Raw genomic sequence first — 19,257 nt, 5'->3', positions numbered from 1 at the left:
TGTTCGTTTAATCTACAGCCATTTTTTTCGTCTGAAATAGAGCAACATGATGCCGGCCATTATAATCATGACACCCCACATAATAAAATAACTGTATTTAAAGTGTAATTCTGGCAAATAATCAAAGTTTGTTCCGTAAATACCGGCTAAAAATGTCAACGGAATAAATATGGCCGCAAATATAGTTAATACTTTCATCACATCATTTGTCTTATTGCCAATAAGTGTATTTAGTATATTTAACTGATCCGAGTTCATGGTGTAGTATACCTCCAGGGCTTCTGTAGACTGCGTAACCAGGTCGTCGAGATCTCTGTAAAATGAATCTGTTTTTTTGTGCAGCAAATGTGATTCTGAGCGTAACAAGTTATTTGTAATCTCTTTAACCGGTCTTATGGCTTTTCGCAGGTAGTTAAGTTCAGTTTTAAATGAATAAATGGATTTGATAATATCCGTATTTGGATTTTCGAAAATTTCCTTATCCAAACCTTCAATTTTATCGCCAATATTTTCAACCGTATCAATGTATTTATCTGCAATAGTGTCCATTAACGCATACAACAAATAATCACATTTCATATTTCTTAACCTGCCATGCCCTGAACGTAACCTTTCCCTGACAGAATCAAAATATGTTCCTTTTTTCTCCTGAAAGGATATCAGGTAATTATTACCCATAATGAATGAAACCTGATCTGTAAACAGGTGTTTGGTTTCTTCATCGTACCCCACAAATTTCATGGCTACAAAAATATGATTTGTATCGTCCTCCATTTTGGGACGTTGATCGGTGTTCAGAATATCCTCCAGAAACATCGTATTTATACCAAACAAAATACCTATCTCTTCAATGAGTTTCGTATCATGCAAACCATCGATATTAACCCAGTCCATTTTGTTGTCATCAAGCTTTACATCACTTATCTTACTGTACTCATACTCTTCAAGCGTATTTTTATCGAACTGCATCTGACGGATGGTAGGTTTATCCGTTTTTTGTTTCCCCAAAAAAATCAGTGATCCGGGAGAGGTCCCCTGCGATTGTTTCCTGTTCTTTAAAAACCGTGCCATTATACGATATCAATTTGTTTATGTGAATTAATAAATAAAACTGTTCCCAGTTCATCGTAACCCTGAAAGACCTCTTTACCGGTATGTTTAAGCATTTCTTCATGAAAACCGATCATTGTCAGTGCCGCTTCTTTCGACCGTTCATTGATAATTTTCTTAATGCTTTGATTCTCGGGCTGCGTAATAATCTCAATATTTTTTGTGGTGATCTGCAGACGTCCGTTCTGGATGAGTTTTTCAAATTCTTGCTTCGATGTTTCCTCTTCTCCTTTTTTACAAATCTCAAAAATACGGATATTTGATTTATGCCAGTCCGGATGAGCCATAATGATGTAACTTAACAGGACCATCAGGTTGGAGTTTTCCTCATCGGTTGATCTTATCCATACATGTATTCCTTTTTTAGGATCCATGGTTCGGGCTGAACTGCCTAAAATGCACACATCAAAATCGCCGCTTCTTACCAGGGCAAAATTTTCGGCTATGGCATCCAGGTTATCAGGATTACTTTTTTCAAATTCCAGAATAACCATGTTATTTTCCATTCCCGAAATTCCGGGAACCTGAATGGCCTGTGCCACTGCTGTAGTATACGAAGGACTGATCATGGTATCAATGTAAACCTGATTCAGGTCGCTTTTAAATCTTAATATCAGCTGATCCAGCTCCTTGGCAGCCTGTTCATGTGTTTTGGATGAATAGTAACCATGTATCAGATGAATGTAGGTTCCAAAGCCAAAACGGTAAGAAATCCAGTTCAGCAGGTCGAATGCACTGTTTCGCTCAAAGGAATCGTCTGAAATACAAATTGCGCTTGGGCGCCATTCGGTTTTCTTCTTTTTACGTGAATTCTTTTGCAGGTATACCTGCAGGTTCCGGTTCAGCTGGAACAGGGCATTCGAAAATATTGCTTCGAGCCCTTTTCTGTCCTTATGATAATAGTTGATTCCTATGTAAAAAAGGATTATGATAATGGTTGAAAGGATAGCATATAACGGATCTATCATAAACATTACCCATACTGAAATAACAAAGCCGATTAGAGAAATGCCCCAGCGTGACCGAAAAGAAGGTCTGTAAGACGGAGAAGCGCCAAAATGGTTCAGAAAAGAAATAAGGCTCAGAGAGCCATAGGTTACCATAAAGAACATAGAAATGATAGATGCTACAGTGTTAACATCGCCAAGCGCCACAAAAACCATGGCAATAACACATGTTACCAACGTTGCATTGAACGGTTCGCCTTCTTTACCTTTACCTCTTGCCAGAAAGATATTTAGCCTTCTTGAAGGAAGCGAGTGATCTTTTGAAAGTGCCTGAAGCGTTCTTGGAGCCACCATAACCGAACCAATGGCCGAAGAAATGGTAGAGGCTGCCAGACCAAGCGGAACAATTATCGCACCGCCGATAGCAATTCTACTCATTATAAGCTGATCCCCCAGCAAGTCATCCGGGGAGGCTGAAATAGCCAGTTTGTAAACCACAAAAACGTAAAACAACATGCCGGTAAGCGTGGCTGCAACCGTCCCTAAAGGAATGGATTTTGACGGATTACGGAGTTCTCCCGATAGACCTACGCCGGCTGTCATTCCTGTAAATGCAGGAAAAATAATGGCAAATACCATAAAAAACTTATCCGTATTTCTTAAGGTTCCTTCAAAGAGGTTGTAGGAGTTGTTGTGCTGATATTCTGTTGATCCGAGAAAAAACAGCAAAAGTGAAATAAATAAAATGGCTATGACCACATAAAGCGTTTTAACCCCCATATTTGCACCTTTTTTCAGGATGATCCACGAGAGTAAACCCATAGCAGGAATACTTACAACCTGACGTGGTAAATCAAGCCCCCATTTTTCCTGGACAAGATTAAAAAGAGGAGAAAATGCTTCGGTAAATGCAATCACATAAAATGCGACACTGATGGCCTGTGATAAATAAAGAGCAATTCCAATGGTGGCACCAATATTAAGGCCGAAGGATCGGGAGATAATAAAATATTCTCCGCCACCTTCCACTCGCTTATTGGTTGCAATTTCTGAAATGGCCAGCGCTGTTGGAATCGTTACCAGATGTCCAAGAATAATAATCCCGATTACACCCCAGAATCCCATGGTTCCAACGGCCCAACCGAATCGTAAAAATAATATAGCTCCAAGTATGGTGGATATGGCTGTAAAAAAAACAGGTGCTGTTCCAAAGCCCTGTCCTCTGTTTTGATTTTTAGGCATATTACAGTATTTGGTTCTTAAATTTATAAAAAAACTTTAACTAAAATCAATTTATTTTAAACACAGTATATGTTTTTGGTTCATAAATTGACTTTGAATTATTTAGTTTAAATTTGAATCATAATTATAATTTCCTGATTTTAATAAATTAATATGAAGACTTTTATCAGTGATATTTCTAAAAAGGAATTTCCTGTTTCTGAACGCATATCTGCGAAATCGCTAAGGGACACAATTCTGGATAGTATCAAAAAAGATATCCCTGAGTTCTCAGATGAAAGCTATCTGTCTGAGGAGGAGTTAAATTTTTACCGGGAGAAATATATTTCAGATTATCTTCGGACTCAGATAGGAGAACTGACCGAATATGATCAGACGGTACTGGAATCCATTAAGAACCAAACAACCCTTTCTGATAAGATTGATGCTGACGAAGATCAGAAACCAACTCTGGGTCAGAGAGTTGCTGACAAGGTGGCTTCTTTTGGAGGAAGCTGGACATTCATCATCTCATTCGGAGTGTTCCTCCTGCTATGGATAACTGTGAATGTATACTGGTTAATGAATAAGGGATTTGATCCTTATCCCTTTATTTTACTGAATCTTATCCTATCATGTCTGGCAGCACTGCAAGCGCCTGTTATAATGATGAGCCAGAACCGGCAGGAAGAAAAGGACCGTGACCGGGCAAAAAAGGATTACATGGTAAACCTGAAATCTGAATTAGAGATCCGGACTTTACACGAAAAAATAGACCATTTAATCATGCATCAACAGCAGGAATTAATCGAAATACAAAAAATACAGGTCGAAATGCTGAATGATATACTAAAAAAGATAGAATGATTTCTGCCTGTCTTTTAGCCTTAACTTGTTGCAGCATTCAAAATTTGAACTATTAATACATTAAACAGTTAATCGATATCGATTATGAATGATTACGCTATATGTGAACTAAGTATTGTCCCCGTAAGGGCAAAAGCCAGCGAAACTTCAGAAATGGTGACACAGCTTTTATTTGGCGAAACTGCTAAGGTTTTGGAGGTAAAGGATAAGTGGCTGAAGGTGGAACTTACGCACGATAGCTATACAGGTTGGGTTGACCGCAAAATGATTAGCCCGGTTTCATCAGAAGATTACGAAATCCTTGCAAAAGAGGATTGCAAAATACTTTCAGTTCCTTATGCAGAAGTAATAACTTTAAGAGGGAAACAGCTTATTCCGATGGGATCGCAAATGCGAAAGGGATTGTTGTTGAATTATAAAAATACCGATGTTCTGGATAAAAACCTCTCCGTCGGAGAACTGCCGGAGGTAGCACGTTTATTTTTAAATGTTCCTTATTTATGGGGTGGAAGAACCGTATTTGGTGCGGACTGCAGTGGATTTACGCAGTTACTTTACAGAATGACTGGAAAAAATATTCCACGTGATGCGGGTCAGCAAGTGAAGATTGGAAAGAATATCGGGTATATTGAAAAAGTAAAATCCGGGGACCTAGCCTTTTTTGGTAGTTCTGATAAAATTACCCATGTAGGTTTAATCGTCGATAAGCAGCATATTATCCATGCATCTGGCTGGGTGAGAATTGATACCATTGATGCCATAGGGATTTATAATTCAGATTTAAAAGATTATTCCCACAAACTGGTATCCGTAAAAAGATTAGCATAACTGTTATATTTGTAACGAATTAACATTAGCAGGTGACGGTATTACAGCACATAAGAAATATCATTAACGGTGTTATTAACTGGTTTTATAAGCCGTTTCAAAGGGTTATTCCGGGAGAAACATTTCGCTATGCTGCTACCGGTGGTATGAATATGGTTCTGGATATTCTGTTGTACTTTATTTTTTACCGCTATGTTTTTGACAGGGAGATTATCGATCTGGGATTTTATGCGATCAGTCCGCATATTGCTGCATTTCTCGTCGTTTTCCCTATTACATTTACCACCGGATTCCTTTTAGCCAAATACATTACCTTTACTGCATCTGAAGTTGTGGGCAGGGTGCAGCTTTTCAGGTATGGGTTTACGGTAGGAGGTTCCATTCTGTTGAATTATGTGCTTCTTAAGCTCTTTGTGGAATATTTTCACTGGTACGCCACATTTTCCAAGATTGTCACCACATTTGTAGTTGTGGGATACAGTTATCTCGCCCAGCGTTATTTCACGTTTAGAACAGCAAAGGTTTTTGTGAGGAAATAAATTTTTAAGATTTAGGATATAAGACACAAGAACCACGACTTTTCATAAAAACCTCCCAAGACACACATTCCACGCTTCTCTATTCACTTTTTGTTTGATATCCTATTAAGGATGTTCAGCCAAAGTAGTATGAAACCAGAATTTTGCCAGTCTTTTCGCAGAAGAGGATGAGATTCCTCCGGGACCACCACGCATACCTCCCTGCGGCGGGCCGCTCATTCCTCCACGACCACCGGGACTTCCTCCCATTCCCTGCATTCTGCCGCCACCTCTTCCTGATGACATACCCATTCCTCCTCCGCGCTGCGCCTGCCGGTTTCCACCGGGTCCTTGCTGATTGTTGTCTGAAATTTCGACTCCGATGGATAAATTACGGATAGCGGTTAATTCCGAAGTGTTGATTATTCTTAAAGGAATCACAGCTCTGCAAATCATAACATTGGAAGTATCAAGTTCAAAGCTGGCCGAAAAAACGGTCTTCTGAAATTTAAGGTCATAGTCTATTCCGTTGCATTCAGCTTTGGAATAATCACCTTTTATAATTTCTATTCTGAATGGCCGTAACATAGTATTACCGGGTTGTTGCTGAACCGGGCGGGTTGCATTGTTACCCATTTCCAATCCCGGTCCCATTACATTTCTGTTGCCCTGCTGCATACCCTTACCGCGTTGCATTGGTGTTGGAACTTCGTTGGCATAGCTAAGGTAACATGCTTTGTTTTTCTGTTTTACAGTATCAAAATATAGTTTAAACCCTTGTTTCATTAAAGCAATTTGCAGTTTCTGATCGCTTGTAACAAATGTCAGGTAAATGTTTTTGTCATCATTACTGACCGCTAACGATATGCCCGATTTTTTATCAAAAGCATCGGTTTTTACAGGGAAAGAATTATCAGGAGTCCACTTTGAATGGGTTTCAATAACTTTTTTCCCGAATGCTGTTGTTGAGAAAATTAAAAGTGACAGAAGTAAATACGGCTTCATGTGAATGCAGTTTATATAATGAACCGGATAAAACTAATATTTCCCTCCTTTTATTTGAAATAAAATTTATGAATACCCCGAAGAAATAAACTAAACCAGTAAAATATTATATGTTATTCAACAACGGGCAAGTTGAACTTTTTCATTCCTGAGGATAAAAAGAATCCTGCCAGAATAAGAATGATACTGCACAATGTTAATATCCATGGAGGGGAAGCAGGTGTATTTAATTTTATGGTTATGGCAGCAGTTAAAGCCATACCACCAACTATCAGACCGATAACAAGAAGCGACCATCTTGCCCATGGTTCGAATTTCCGAAAGGGTATGCATATCAGGATTTCTCCGGCAATGCCCGTTGAAAGCATCCCGCCTCCTGCAACTTTCATCAATGCGAGATACAGCATATGGAAAGATTCAGGCATATTATCCCATTTTGTACCCAGGGCAGTTTCATGATACGGTATGAATGATTGTGCGAAGATATAACGCAGCCCAAACAGCATCAGCGCCAGATAGGCCAGGCAGAAACAGATGCCTGCTATCTTATATCGGGTATGAGTGGAAATTTTGTCCATCTTTAAAGGTAAAAAATAAAGGGAGGCTTTAAAACTCCCTTTAATAAGTATATTATTTAATTGCTGATCAGTGTACGCCTATCGGATCTGCATTATGATCCGGATCTCCTGATACATATCCATCAGTTGAGATATTGCCCAATAATAAAATACCGGCTGCATGTGGTGCGGCCATCGATGTGCCACTTAAGGTTGCAAACCCACCATTTTTATAGGTAGAGTATATATAAGTGCCAGGTTCACAATAATCAACAGGAGGATTATCATAATTCGAATAGCTTGACCAAACGTCACCTTCACCCATTGCAGAAATGGTGTAAATATTTGTTCCGCTGGCGCTGGCCGGAGATTTTAAGGTTGCACTTGTACTTTCATTTCCTGCAGCTAATGCAAATTTAATTCCTGTAGCTGCTGCCGTTTCAACGGCTAAATTTAATGCCTCTGAATATCCGCCACCCAGACTCATGTTGGCTACGTCACCATTGGACGCATTGGCAGCAACAAAATCAACGCCTGCTATGATGGCATCGTATGTGCCGCTTCCTCTTTTGTTAAGAACCTTCACAGGAACAACCGTGGCATTGGCAGCGACACCGATTACACCAATTTCATTGTCAATGGCACCAATAATACCGGCACAGTGCGAACCGTGTCCGTTGTCATCATCAGGAGTAGTTGTACGATCAACAAAAGTAGCTCCTTTGCTTGCATCTACATTTAAATCCGGGTGATCCAAATCAATTCCTGTGTCAATGATCCATGCTGTTTTTCCTGTCGCATCAACTCCTCCATTCACACGTGCGACACCCCATGGTGTACTTTCTGATGGTGTTGTAGGCGTTGGTTTTTTCTTAATTTTTACATCTGGCTGAACTAATGTAACCACTTGATTTTCTTCAATAAATTTCACAGAGGCATCAGCTTCCAGCTTTTTCAATTGACCCGGGTTAATTTTTACGGAGAAACCCTGCAGGGCAGTTCCGTAAGCAAAACCAATTTCTCCATCTGTAATTCCGGCTCTTTCCAGAATTTTTTGGCTTTTGGCTTTAACAGCTGCCTGTTTTTTCTCATAGCCTTTTAATTTGATTAATTCTCCGGTCAGTTCTTCATCGTTTAAAACAACGATGTAACTGACTTTAGACATTTGGGATGATTTTAATTCAATCCCCTCGGCCCCATCCGGCAAATATTGTTCGGAACATGAATTACTTACTGTAATAAGCGAAACAATAGCAAAAAAATAAATGAGTTTAAGAGAGAATAGCTTTTTCATGTGAGTATATTTTGAGTTTGCATTAAAGGTACAATATTTACAAATAGACATACAGAAAAGGCATATAAAAAATTACTCGAAAAATTAATTAGTGTAAAACGTTCATACAGGCGACATTCATCATATTTAAGCCATATTGGTTTCGTTAATTTTATTGCGGTTTACCATTAGTATCCTATTTTTGAATTAAAATGTCATGAAGAAACTTCTTTTACTTGGGGACGAAGCCATTGCCCAGGGAGCGCTGGATGGAGGATTATCGGGTGTTTATGCGTATCCGGGCACACCATCCACCGAGGCTACAGAGTATATACGCAGTAATGCCGAAGCCATTGAAAGAAATGTGCATCGTCAATGGGCTGCTAACGAAAAAACTGCATTGGAAGGAGCATTGGGAATGTCGTATGCAGGTAAACGTACGCTGGTTTGTATGAAACATGTGGGATTAAACGTTGCGGCAGATCCTTACATCAATGCCGCTGTAACCGGTGTGAATGGTGGTATGTTGGTCCTTGTAGCCGATGATCCTTCCATGCACTCATCCCAGAACGAACAGGATTCCCGCTTTTATGCCGATTTTGCCAATTTGCCGGTTCTTGAGCCATCCGATCAACAGGAAGCTTACGATATGGCTTACGAAGGTCTGGCACTTTCTGAAAAATTTAAGGTGCCTGTAATGATACGGGTCACAACACGTCTGGCACATTCAAGGGCCGGAGTGGAACGTAAGCCGGTGAAACCTGAAAACGATATGCATCTTCCGGATAATTTACGCCAGTTTATTTTGTTACCTGCTTTTGCACGAAAGAAGTATGCTGAATTGCTGGATGCACAGAAAGATTTTACAGCAACTGCAGCCAATTCAACCTATAATAAACTCGTAAGAGGAGGTGACAAAACGGTGGGAATCATCGCCTGTGGAATAGCATATAACTATCTGATGGAGAATTTCCCGGATGGTTGTCCTCATACGGTATTTAAGCTTTGCCACTATCCACCGCCAGTGGATGTGATCAACACTATGGTTGAGGAACATGATGAGCTGCTGATACTGGAGGAAGGTTATCCGCTGATTGAACGCATGGTAAAAGGAATTACCAATGTAGGGCCCAAAATAAAGGGTCGTCTGGATGGCACTATTCCGCGTGCTGGCGAACTTAATCCTGATATTGTTGCCAGAGCACTGGGATCAGAGAGTAATAAGATACACGATATTCCTGATTTGGTGGTCAATCGCCCTCCTGGAATGTGTGCCGGTTGCAGCCATATAGATACCTTTGAAGCTCTTATTGAAGCTCTGAAACCTTATGGCGACGGGCACGTGTTTTCAGATATCGGATGTTATACCCTCGGTGCTTTGCCGCCTTTCAATATCATCAACAGCTGTGTGGACATGGGAGCCTCGGTGACGATGGCAAAAGGTGCTGCCGATGCAGGTTTGTTTCCTTCAGTGGCAGTAATCGGTGATTCCACGTTTACTCATTCAGGAATGACAGGGCTTATTGATGCGGTGAACGCAAATTCACCGGTTACAATAATTATCTCCGATAACGAAACCACGGCAATGACCGGAGGACAGGATTCTGCCGGCACAGGAAAACTGGAAGATATTTGTCAGGGGATTGGTGTTGACCCGGAACATATTCACGTGGTTGAACCACTGAAAAAGAATCATGACAAACTGGTAGGGATCATTGCAGAGGAAATGAAATACAGAGGTGTATCTGTAATTATCGCCCGCAGGGAATGTATTCAGACGCTGAAACGCAGAAAAAACCAGAAGGTACCACAACGCAATTGTCACGTTTAAACATTGAAAATGAAAACAGATATCATTCTTTCAGGCGTAGGAGGACAGGGGATTCTTTCCATTGCCGCAGTTATAGGCTCTGCCGCCATTCATAATAATCTTTATCTCAAACAGGCTGAAGTTCATGGTATGAGCCAAAGAGGAGGGGCCGTGCAGTCAAATCTCAGGATATCCGATAAACCGGTTGCATCTGACCTCATCGCATTGGGCTCAGCCGATCTTATTCTTTCTCTTGAACCTATGGAAGCATTACGTTACTTACCGTATCTCTCAAAGAAGGGCTGGTTGGTGACCAATGCTACACCATTTATTAATATTCCCAACTATCCCGATCTGGATCAGGTGTTGGCGGAGGTCAGAAAACTACCGAACCATGTGATTCTTGATGTGGATGCAGAAGCTAAAAAGATAGGATCATCGCGGGTAGCCAACATGGTGTTGCTGGGTGCTGCCACGCCATTTATCCATATACCTTACGAAGCGTTTGAAGCCGGGATCAGTGAAATTTTTGCACGTAAAGGAGAAGACATCATCAACATAAATATTAAAGCCCTCAGAATTGGGAAAACCATCGCAGAAGAAAAATTGTCAGTAAAATAAGTTTGACCGGGGGTTCCACCTGAAGGGAAGCCCTCGTTACTAAAGTCGCACTCTTACTAACTTAAAAAATCCGTATATTTAATCCCTGTTTAACACAACATAAAATTCCGATTCGGGTTAAATATTAAAACGTAAAAACCATGAGAAGTAAGTTAGTTCTGCTCCTGATATGTGCGATATTTTCTGTGTCAGCTCAAAATACTATTGTTCCGTTACCTGAAAAAATTGAAACTCAGGACGGATTTCTGGTATTAAACCGAGATTTGCCAGTAGCAATTAAAGGAAAGGCTAATGATCAGATGCTGCAGGCTGTTGATCGTCTGAAATCAGGATTGACTTATCGTACCCGCATAACTTTCGATAAGAAGCCGGTTATAAATCAACCTGTTTCATCCGGTTTTATGCTTGAAGCCAAGGAATCTTCCCGTCTGATCCCCGGGATGGACGAATCCTATACCATCATGGTTGATACGCTTGGTGTAAAAATATCAGCTGCTACTTCGGTGGGTGTTTTACATGCTGTTGAAACCGTGTTACAGCTGGTACAGAAAAATGATTCCGTTTGGATAATTCCGGCAGTTAAAATTACAGATAAACCCATGCTGTCCTACCGTGGCCTTTTGCTGGATCCTGCCAGGAGATTTTTATCGGTGGATGCGTTGAAAACAACGATTGATGCCATGGCTGCCGTTAAACTGAATGTGCTGCACCTGCATTTATCCGATGATCAGGGTTGGCGCATTGAATCCAAGCGGTATCCGTCCTTGCAGATTATGGCTTCGGACGGGAATTATTATACACAGACACAGATTAGTGATCTGGTTAAATATGCCTCAAATCGTGGAATCATTATTATTCCCGAGGTTGATATTCCGGGTCATGCCACGGCCATATTAACTGCCAAACCGACCCTGGCATCTGCTGATACAACCTATGTGCTTGACCGGAGTTTTGGTGTTCACAAACCTGTTTTGAATCCTGCAAAGGATGAAACGTATACATTTTTAACCAACCTTTTCCGTGAGATCGACAGCCTGTTTCCCGGGCCATATATCCATATTGGGGGAGATGAAGTGGAGTATGATAACTGGAAAAATAATCCTGAAATTGATGCATTTCGGGAGCAAAAAGGGCTAAAGGATTTTCCGGCGCTTCAGGGGTATTTTGTGAAACGTATGACGGACAGCATTAAACCGATGGGAAAAACTGTCATCGGATGGGAAGAAGTGGCTCGTGACGGACTGGACAAAGAAGTCATTATTCAGTGTTGGAAAAGCAAAGGACTTGCATACAGCTATGCAAAACAGGGTTTGAAAACAATCCTGTCAAACGGATATTATCTGGATGTTTTTAACTCATTAAAGGATCACTATAACAATGACCCTTTACCCAAAGATGTAAACTTTAAACCGGATCAACGGCAAAATTATTTAGGAGCGGAAGCCTGTCTGTGGGGAGAGTTGGTGGATGAACGTATCCTGGGATTCCGGCTATGGCCAAGGATGGCAATGCTGGCAGACCGGTTCTGGTCGACGGAAAAGCGGGACAGGCGATCGCTGGCTGCTGCAACGGAAGCGATTAATCTTCAGCTGATGGAGCATAACCTTAACCAGGTTGGTGCACCATATAGTATTTTATATGAAATTGCAGGCAGCAAAGATATTGCGCCACTAATTGAACTCCGGGGATTGGTCACGCCTGTAAGAGGTTATTACCGTCATGGTTCAGGATATAATAATACGCTTACACCGTTGAATACTTTTGCAGATGCAGCAGATACAGATCCTGCTAATCTTGATTTGTTTTACAATGCACTGCGTGAATTTATTATTGCCGGTTCAAGTGACTCGAATTTTGATCTGGTTGCAGGAAAGTTGTTTGAATGGGAAGAATATTATGAGAAAAATAAGGCATATTTCCAGCAGAATTCCCGGTTAAAGGAATTAGAACCATTGGCAAAGAATCTTTCGGCCACTGCCAGAATTGCCAATGAGGCCATGGAGTATATTGTTCGCGGAAAAGTTCCAAAGGATATCTGGTTGGCCAATGCTAAAAAGGTGATGGAGGAAGCAAAAAAGCCTGTCACAGGGGTACAACTGACAGTGGTGGATCAACTGGAGAAAATACTGATCTTTTCAAAAGAACATGATGTGATCGTATTCTAATCCTTTACTTCATAGATGGCCTGCCCTGTAACAGGAATACCTGTGTGCGTAATGCCCTGAATATCGATATAAATTGTTGAATAAAGGTCTGCATTATAAAAGGTTATTTTTGCAGGTACCGTATCGCTTATGTTAATATCTGGTTCCCAGTGTATGGTTGAACGCAAATCAGGCTGGTTATCCTCTGGTTTTTGGATGTCATAATTCGGAGAATAAAAAATACGGGGAGTAGCGTAACCAGTTATTTTTTCATTAATAGTGTGATATAAATTCTCTACGGAAGGTAAATCATAATTCCGTTTGGTAAACACACTGATTACACCACTTTTCCCCCTCATACCAAAGGCAGCAGCCCCACCAATATCTTTAAGTATTTCAATTTTATCAACACTTTCCAGAGGAATAGTGCTTATCCAATCTGCGTCAATCATAATGCCGTCAAGCAGAAACATTGGAGTGCCTCCACCGCGAAAAGAAACGGTAATATCAGGAAATGTGCTTTCAACTCTGAACCCCGGAATACGGCTTTGGATAAGGTCGAATATATCGAAATATGACAGGTCATCTTCCTGAATGTGGATAACATTGTCGGGATTGCCATACATTCTGAAATTTCCGTCATTTTTTGTTGTTGGTTTAACTTCACCTTTTACCGTAACTTCTTTTATAAGAATGGTATCTGTTAACTGGTATTTCGTTTTAAGCATTTTTTTGTAAAGGGCATCCTCTGTAATGTTCTCCATTATTGCAGGAACTAATTTTTCTTCTGTAGCATTTGCAGGATAAATTTTGGGAGGCGTTGTTTTTTGTGAATCGAGCAAAATCCAACCAACTGTATTTTGTTTATCATTTGTAGCACTTAATACAAGAGTGGATTCTCCCATGAAATTCAGACCTTCAAATGAAAATTTACCCAGCGAATCAGTTTGGGCATTCTTAAAATATCTGTTGTTTCCGGTAAAAATTCCCAGAGCTATGTTTGCATTCGGTATTGGGTTGTCAAACAATTTGTGTCGAAGTCGACCGGAGATTCTCAGGCCTTGTTCAGGTTTGAATTCAGGCTTCCCTGATACAGGAGGAACATATTTCCATAGAAAATCCCGCCATCCCTGGGTCAGAAGTAATAAATCCAAATGCTTTGTTCTGTCAGGTTGGGACGGGTCAAAATAGTAACCCGGCTGTTCAACGTATCCTTTTATTTCTGATTCCAGTAAAAACCACGAAGCAATACTGGAAGCATATGGCTCTCCAAAATCTTCAAAATTCTTATCAATTACCGCCATCGAAAGGTTAGCATATATTGGTTGTACCGAAGAATCGTTAACCGATAATTCTATATCAACCTTTTCTCTGGGCGAATATTCTGATTTATTGGTTTTTACCGTTACGTTTAATGTGTTTTCGTGTTCAACATAAAAAAGCCGTTCACATAACGGGAGGGTATCATTACCATAAATTGTCAGTTTTATTATTCCCTCAGGAAATGCGCTTTCCGGCAATAAGTAACTTGAATTGTTAATGTTTAGGTTTGTTTCAAAAAAAGTTTGATTTCTGAAAGTGCCTCTTAAAATCAGGGGACTTTGAGAGAGCAACGGCAAGGTTTTATGGTTGGTTCCTATATTCAGAATCAGGGATGTGCCGGATGGTTTCAGACGCATGACAAGTCCTGTTTCAAAGCTGGAGGGAAGTTTCACTTTAAATCCGGAACCGTTGCCTGCTTTACCAGTCGCAAAGTAATCCAGATCTTTTTCAGGTTTCAAATAAAAGCTACCCAGGCCAAGATGTTCTGACTTAAAGGCTGAAACAGTGTCTCCCTGTGAAGAAATGATGTACCCGGACACGTCACATCCGTATCCGTTTGAATTAACAGCTTTGAAGGCCATTTTGGAATAGACATTGCGCACAAGACTACCTCCCTCGGGAAAAAACTGAATATCAATGGCAGGCTTTTGGTGTTTTTTATTTAATTCACTACCTGTTGTGTCAGCAAAGTTTTTTACCGATATCTTTTTTAAATAGAAAAAATTCTCCCCGAAGTTTTTCATGTAAGCAGTGTATGCTCTTAAAAAGTATTCGCCTGCAGGAATGCTATCTGACAAGTGAAATGCACCATATCCTGTTCCTTTAATTTGCCTTATGGTATGATGATCCAGAATTAAAGGATCGGGGGAAATCAAATCAACATAAACGACTTTACTATGTGATGTGAGCTGATTTGAAAGGGCTTCGACAAGATAGGACTTAAACCAGATATCATCTCCGGGCTGATAGAGTGACCGATCAGTGTGAAGATATATTTTTTCATAGAAATCATATTGCCCGTTCTTTTGAAAAACAGTATCACTTACAGTTTGGGAATGCAATAAATAACAAAACGGAAAGAACAACAGATAGAATGCAAGAAACAATTTTGCATTAGGTTCTAAACTCAAAGTCTTTTCTGAAATTTTAATTTGGTTCACCGCTAAATAATGTAATCTGATTCGGGTATGTATTGTTAAATAACTGATTATCAATACGAATTTAGGTGTTTTTTAGTTAACCTTATTCAGTGCACTATAATAATTCAAAGTATAAAAAACCCCGAAGCAGACCTTCGGGGTTTATATTTGGTATTTTGATTTATTCAACCATAACTTTTGCCGTGGCTGTTTCTTGGGCTGTTTCAACTTTAACGATCCATAATCCGCGGTTAACCTCCAGACTGGCATCTGAATTCAGAATATAATTCTGAACCAGTGAGCCGTTAAGATTAAACAGTTTAACGTGCGTTTCTGAAATTACGTTTTTTACGTACAACCTGTTTTTTCCGGCATAGACTCCAATGGCAGCATTACCCTGAGGTGCGTCTATGGCAGTTTCCTTATCATTTGCAATAAGTTCCGGTAATGGATCCCAGTTATCACTGCCTTTTGTAAAGTTAAAGGTTGTAATATCGGTTCCATCTGTAAGTTGTGGCTGTGTCAAAACGGTTGACCAGCTTTCCCTGTTGCCGGAATTATCCACTCCCGATTCCTCAACAGTACCATATTCATACATCTTAGTGGACTCACCACCCAGACTGCTTGACCATCCTGCAGGACTTATGAGAGACAGTCCTTCAGAACCTGGGAAATTGGATGTTTCAACAGTTGTATTGTAGAAGACAACCTCGCTGGTTGTTGCCTGCCATGGCCTTCCGAAATAACCCGGTTTTGCCCGGTAAGTTGAAGCGGATTCTGTTCCCGGTTCAGCCGATGTGACAGTACATTCGTACATCAGGTATCCTCTGCCACTGCTTTGTTGTGCAGCTGTCAGGTATGATGCATCAGAAGCCGCATCGCTGACATTCATTACGAGATCTGATTTATAGAATACAGCAGTCATGGCGCCAAAGATGTAATCTACGGCACCCATCATGGCCCCTTTGTACATCACAACTCTGGCAGGAGCAGCACCATAGTAGGAATCCTGACGACCAACAATGCGGCATTTGTTCAGGATCACCTTGTCTGAACTTCCGGTGATGGCGATTGCTGCTGCACGTTCTACAAAACTTCTATCCTGAACGGTGGTATTTCCGTAATCAGTCGGACGGGGCCCTTTGCCTCCAACTTCCCATTCAACCACAACATCCTCCGATTCTTTCTTCGAGATATACTGGTTATAGGAATTTTCGAAAATGATATGATCTGCCTCAAATCCTCCAGCTGTAATAACAACAGTAGCATTCCAGTAAGATCCGTTGGTAGTTCCTGCACCTTTATTTTCGTACGACAGATACCCATTTTCCTTATTAACACGCAGTATATCTGCATTCCATTTCTGATCGTTACCCATGCTGTAATAGTTGTAACCATGGCCATAATAAGACGTTACTCTGACCGCATTTTCTGAGATATCCACACCTTTGTTAAGGAGATCAATATCTGCATTATCCGATGCATTGTTGAGCGATACATTTGACACGTCAACCACAAGCATTTCCTCATAATCCCCCGGATCAACCATAATAGTTACGCGTTCATCATTGGGTCGGTTCATTTTACGCACGGCAGCCAGGGCTTCATTAATAGTCTGGTAGTCTTTATCGGTTCCAACGGTAATAACTTCCTTATAATCTACTATGTTACCTATTTCGATGTTAGTAATATATGTTGTTCCTGCGCTTGAACCTATTGTTATGGTTACAAAACCGTCTTCTGTTCCCTGGTAAGTATAATCTGCAAATTCAAACGTGCTTGTGCTACTGCTGGATGTTGTATAAGGCCCATCTCCTTCTATTGTAAAGTCAGCCGAATAATAAAAAGTAACGCGTATTTTGTCGTCGGCTTTAACTGGCACCTTAATCGTTGCATCAGGTTTTGTGGCCAGATGACCTTTGGCCACTTCGTTGTAAACATCACCTGTAAACAATAAACCCTTGTAGGATGGGTCTCCGTTTGAAATCACCTTATCATCGAAAGACCAGTTTGTTACAGGGTTGAACACCAGGTCTTTGGATACATCTGTGCCATTTACTGTCAGATTGGATGTCATTCGGAGTTCAATAGGATAATCATCCACGCCACTGTAAGAAATGGAATATGTTCCGTCACGCAAGGCTATACCATCAACAGAAGCAAAATCATATACATAACCTTCTTCATTCAAATTAGTGAATGTAAGATTAAGTGCGGATTGTTGTTCAGTTGTTAATCCGGTTGCATTAATCGTTACGTTATAAACCGGTTTGGCTTCAAATACGATATCTGCAGTTGTGCCGGCATTTCCGATGGTTATGGTGTTGGATGGGATATAAAAATCATTCACTCCGGCAGCGGAGATGGTATATTCAACATTCGGTTCAAGATCAACAGAGTAGGTTCCTGCACCTGCATCGATTACCGGATCAGGCGTAAAGATTGTTCCTGCAGCCGGATCTGGTGTATATGTCAGCGAAAGATTATTTATAAGGTCGCCAAGGCCTGTAACTGAACCACTAACCGTATAAAGCTCCACTTTAGAAATGGTCACGTTGTTGGTTGTAGTTGCTTCTGTTACACTGATTACATTTGCACTGCTAATCACAAAACCATTGGCATTAACAAGGCTCAAATTATAATCGTAACCTATTGGCAGATCAACAGTATAGTCGCCGCCGTTCATGGTAGCTGTCCACACCTTGCCGGCTTCATTTGTAAACTGAATGGCGTAGTCACCAGGAATTCCGGTGGCGGCACTCACATCAATAGTTCCGGAAACTGTACTGTATTCTGCATCCTGCCTGTAAATCCGGTAATAACTTGGTTTATCACTGCTATCAAAGATATGGTAGGTTCCTGCATACTTTGCTACGAATTTAACTTCCTGGGTAGTTGTGCCGTTTGTTGTAACCATAGTTACATCATCCTGTAAATCAGGATCACCAACATACTGGAAGTGTATTTCACCTCCACCGTTCTGGGCAATCATGTACAAGGTAACCATATCATCTTCGCTCAGGGTCAGGCTCATAAATCTTCCCGTCGCCGCACCGGAATTCACATAAACGCGCCCGGTATAATCAGTTACGCTGCTTAGGTTTTCATCGTACCGGGTCAGATTGGTGTTTGATGTTCTGAGCCTGTCATTGCTGCCTCCTGTCCAGCTTAAGACTCCTGCAGAGAAGCTTGGCAGTACATTACCAGAACTACCGGTAGCAATAGATTCATTATACCATGAGTTAATTACATCAACAGTCAGGTTGTTGTTATATGTATTTTCATCCAGTTGCTCTGCACCAAAATCCCAAACGTCTATTTTTCCTGTCTGAACAATTTCGGCTGCATTTTCAACGCTCATGCCATGGATGTAGACAGAACCTCCGCTTGACAATGTTGCTGTAATAACACCGGCCGCTCCGGTATATGCAAAACTAACCGCATAAGCATCTGTCCCTCCGTTATTGTCTGCAGCACAGGTTCCCAGTTCGGTTCCTTCAGAATCTGTGAATGTAAACGTTGAATTATCGGCACTGTACTCGCAGGTAACAAATGTGATAATAGCATTACCCGCCACTGAAATATCAAATGTATTACCTGAATAAACAACCACGCCGTGTGTTGCATCGTGATACCAAAATTGTTGTCCACTATTTTTATTGATAGTGAGAAATCCATCGTTCGTTGTAAAATAATCGTATTTGGTATCAGTATTTTGTGGCATTTCGCTTCCATCAGCAAAACTGTAGGTATAAGTTGTTCCGGCAGACTGGCCGAATAAAATACTTACACTACATACCAGGGCAAAGAGTAAGTAAAAAGTTTTTTTCATTATACAATTTTTAAAGTTAGTAATTCAAATTAAGCTAGCATGTAAATTTACGTGATTGGAAC

At 40.7% G+C, this 19,257-nt stretch carries 13 protein-coding genes; 6 read left to right on the top strand and 7 right to left on the bottom strand.

The annotated features are described in order from the left end of the window. Positions 1-12: 12 nt before the first annotated feature. Both corA and ACE1ET_RS08385 read right to left on the bottom strand, forming a co-directional pair. Positions 13-1,071: a magnesium/cobalt transporter CorA gene (gene corA / locus ACE1ET_RS08390; protein ID WP_375727936.1), complete on the bottom strand. Its 1,059-nt coding sequence runs from the start codon at positions 1,069-1,071 to the stop codon at positions 13-15. Continuing rightward, positions 1,071-3,299, bottom strand: coding sequence for an amino acid permease (locus tag ACE1ET_RS08385; RefSeq protein WP_375727935.1), 2,229 nt, complete (start codon positions 3,297-3,299; stop codon positions 1,071-1,073). The genes corA and ACE1ET_RS08385 overlap by 1 nt, the downstream gene beginning before the upstream one ends. Before the next feature lie 153 nt (positions 3,300-3,452). On the opposite strand from ACE1ET_RS08385, the gene ACE1ET_RS08380 reads away from it, so the two are divergent. From ACE1ET_RS08380 to ACE1ET_RS08370, 3 genes are all read left to right on the top strand, one after another. After that, positions 3,453-4,145, top strand: coding sequence for a DUF1003 domain-containing protein (locus tag ACE1ET_RS08380; RefSeq protein ID WP_375727934.1), 693 nt, complete (start codon positions 3,453-3,455; stop codon positions 4,143-4,145). An 84-nt stretch (positions 4,146-4,229) separates the two neighbouring features. Beyond that, a complete protein-coding gene (locus tag ACE1ET_RS08375; RefSeq protein ID WP_375727933.1) occupies positions 4,230-4,973 on the top strand; it encodes a C40 family peptidase in 744 nt (247 codons plus the stop codon). 32 nt (positions 4,974-5,005) lie between these two features. After that, the gene (locus ACE1ET_RS08370; protein WP_375727932.1) at positions 5,006-5,512 is read left to right on the top strand and encodes a GtrA family protein; all 507 of its coding nucleotides are present in this window, start codon (positions 5,006-5,008) and stop codon (positions 5,510-5,512) included. Positions 5,513-5,617: 105 nt separating this feature from the next. On the opposite strand, the gene ACE1ET_RS08365 is transcribed toward ACE1ET_RS08370, so the two are convergent. From ACE1ET_RS08365 to ACE1ET_RS08355, 3 genes are all read right to left on the bottom strand, one after another. Continuing rightward, positions 5,618-6,496, bottom strand: a complete 879-nt coding sequence (locus ACE1ET_RS08365; protein ID WP_375727931.1) for a hypothetical protein — start codon at positions 6,494-6,496, stop codon at positions 5,618-5,620. Between the two features lie 113 nt (positions 6,497-6,609). Then, positions 6,610-7,074: a hypothetical protein gene (locus ACE1ET_RS08360; RefSeq protein WP_375727930.1), complete on the bottom strand. Its 465-nt coding sequence runs from the start codon at positions 7,072-7,074 to the stop codon at positions 6,610-6,612. A 67-nt stretch (positions 7,075-7,141) separates the two neighbouring features. Then, positions 7,142-8,347, bottom strand: coding sequence for a S8 family serine peptidase (locus tag ACE1ET_RS08355; RefSeq protein WP_375727929.1), 1,206 nt, complete (start codon positions 8,345-8,347; stop codon positions 7,142-7,144). Positions 8,348-8,543: 196 nt separating this feature from the next. Here ACE1ET_RS08355 and ACE1ET_RS08350 point away from each other — a divergent pair, with 196 nt between their 5' ends. From ACE1ET_RS08350 to ACE1ET_RS08340, 3 genes are all read left to right on the top strand, one after another. After that, positions 8,544-10,157 (top strand): thiamine pyrophosphate-dependent enzyme, encoded by a 1,614-nt coding sequence (locus ACE1ET_RS08350; protein ID WP_375727928.1) that lies wholly within the window; start codon positions 8,544-8,546, stop codon positions 10,155-10,157. 9 nt (positions 10,158-10,166) lie between these two features. Further along, complete coding sequence (locus ACE1ET_RS08345) at positions 10,167-10,757, top strand: indolepyruvate oxidoreductase subunit beta (RefSeq protein WP_375727927.1); 591 nt, start codon at positions 10,167-10,169, stop codon at positions 10,755-10,757. A 140-nt stretch (positions 10,758-10,897) separates the two neighbouring features. Continuing rightward, entirely contained in the window at positions 10,898-12,922 is a 2,025-nt protein-coding gene (locus ACE1ET_RS08340; RefSeq protein WP_375727926.1) for a beta-N-acetylhexosaminidase, read from the top strand. Here ACE1ET_RS08340 and ACE1ET_RS08335 read toward each other — a convergent pair. Together ACE1ET_RS08335 and ACE1ET_RS08330 are read right to left on the bottom strand one after the other, a co-directional pair. Next, on the bottom strand, positions 12,919-15,354 hold the full coding sequence (locus ACE1ET_RS08335) for a hypothetical protein (protein WP_375727925.1): 2,436 nt from the start codon (positions 15,352-15,354) through the stop codon (positions 12,919-12,921). The two genes, ACE1ET_RS08340 and ACE1ET_RS08335, sit on opposite strands and share 4 nt — an antisense overlap. A 190-nt stretch (positions 15,355-15,544) precedes the next feature. Next, positions 15,545-19,195 carry a pectinesterase family protein gene (locus tag ACE1ET_RS08330; protein WP_375727924.1) on the bottom strand — a complete coding sequence of 1,217 codons (3,651 nt, stop codon included), beginning with the start codon at positions 19,193-19,195 and terminating at the stop codon, positions 15,545-15,547. Between the last annotated feature and the right edge of the window lie 62 nt (positions 19,196-19,257).

This window comes from Quyinboa mangrovi (assembly GCF_042219825.1).
GTDB lineage: Bacteria > Bacteroidota > Bacteroidia > Bacteroidales > UBA5342 > JBHJHP01.
The sequence above is the reverse complement of the archived record's forward strand: the minus strand, read 5'-3'. Positions and strand labels throughout refer to the sequence as shown.

Bases quoted from the DNA above. Each gene is read 5' to 3' on its own strand.
- ACE1ET_RS08330 (WP_375727924.1), bottom strand. From the start codon at position 19,195: ATGAAAAAAACTTTTTACTTACTCTTTGCCCTGGTATGTAGTGTAAGT.
- ACE1ET_RS08365 (WP_375727931.1), bottom strand. From the start codon at position 6,496: ATGAAGCCGTATTTACTTCTGTCACTTTTAATTTTCTCAACAACAGCA.
- corA (WP_375727936.1), bottom strand. From the start codon at position 1,071: ATGGCACGGTTTTTAAAGAACAGGAAACAATCGCAGGGGACCTCTCCC.
- ACE1ET_RS08380 (WP_375727934.1), top strand. From the start codon at position 3,453: ATGAAGACTTTTATCAGTGATATTTCTAAAAAGGAATTTCCTGTTTCT.
- ACE1ET_RS08360 (WP_375727930.1), bottom strand. From the start codon at position 7,074: ATGGACAAAATTTCCACTCATACCCGATATAAGATAGCAGGCATCTGT.
- ACE1ET_RS08350 (WP_375727928.1), top strand. From the start codon at position 8,544: ATGAAGAAACTTCTTTTACTTGGGGACGAAGCCATTGCCCAGGGAGCG.
- ACE1ET_RS08345 (WP_375727927.1), top strand. From the start codon at position 10,167: ATGAAAACAGATATCATTCTTTCAGGCGTAGGAGGACAGGGGATTCTT.
- ACE1ET_RS08375 (WP_375727933.1), top strand. From the start codon at position 4,230: ATGAATGATTACGCTATATGTGAACTAAGTATTGTCCCCGTAAGGGCA.
- ACE1ET_RS08340 (WP_375727926.1), top strand. From the start codon at position 10,898: ATGAGAAGTAAGTTAGTTCTGCTCCTGATATGTGCGATATTTTCTGTG.
- ACE1ET_RS08385 (WP_375727935.1), bottom strand. From the start codon at position 3,299: ATGCCTAAAAATCAAAACAGAGGACAGGGCTTTGGAACAGCACCTGTT.
- ACE1ET_RS08355 (WP_375727929.1), bottom strand. From the start codon at position 8,347: ATGAAAAAGCTATTCTCTCTTAAACTCATTTATTTTTTTGCTATTGTT.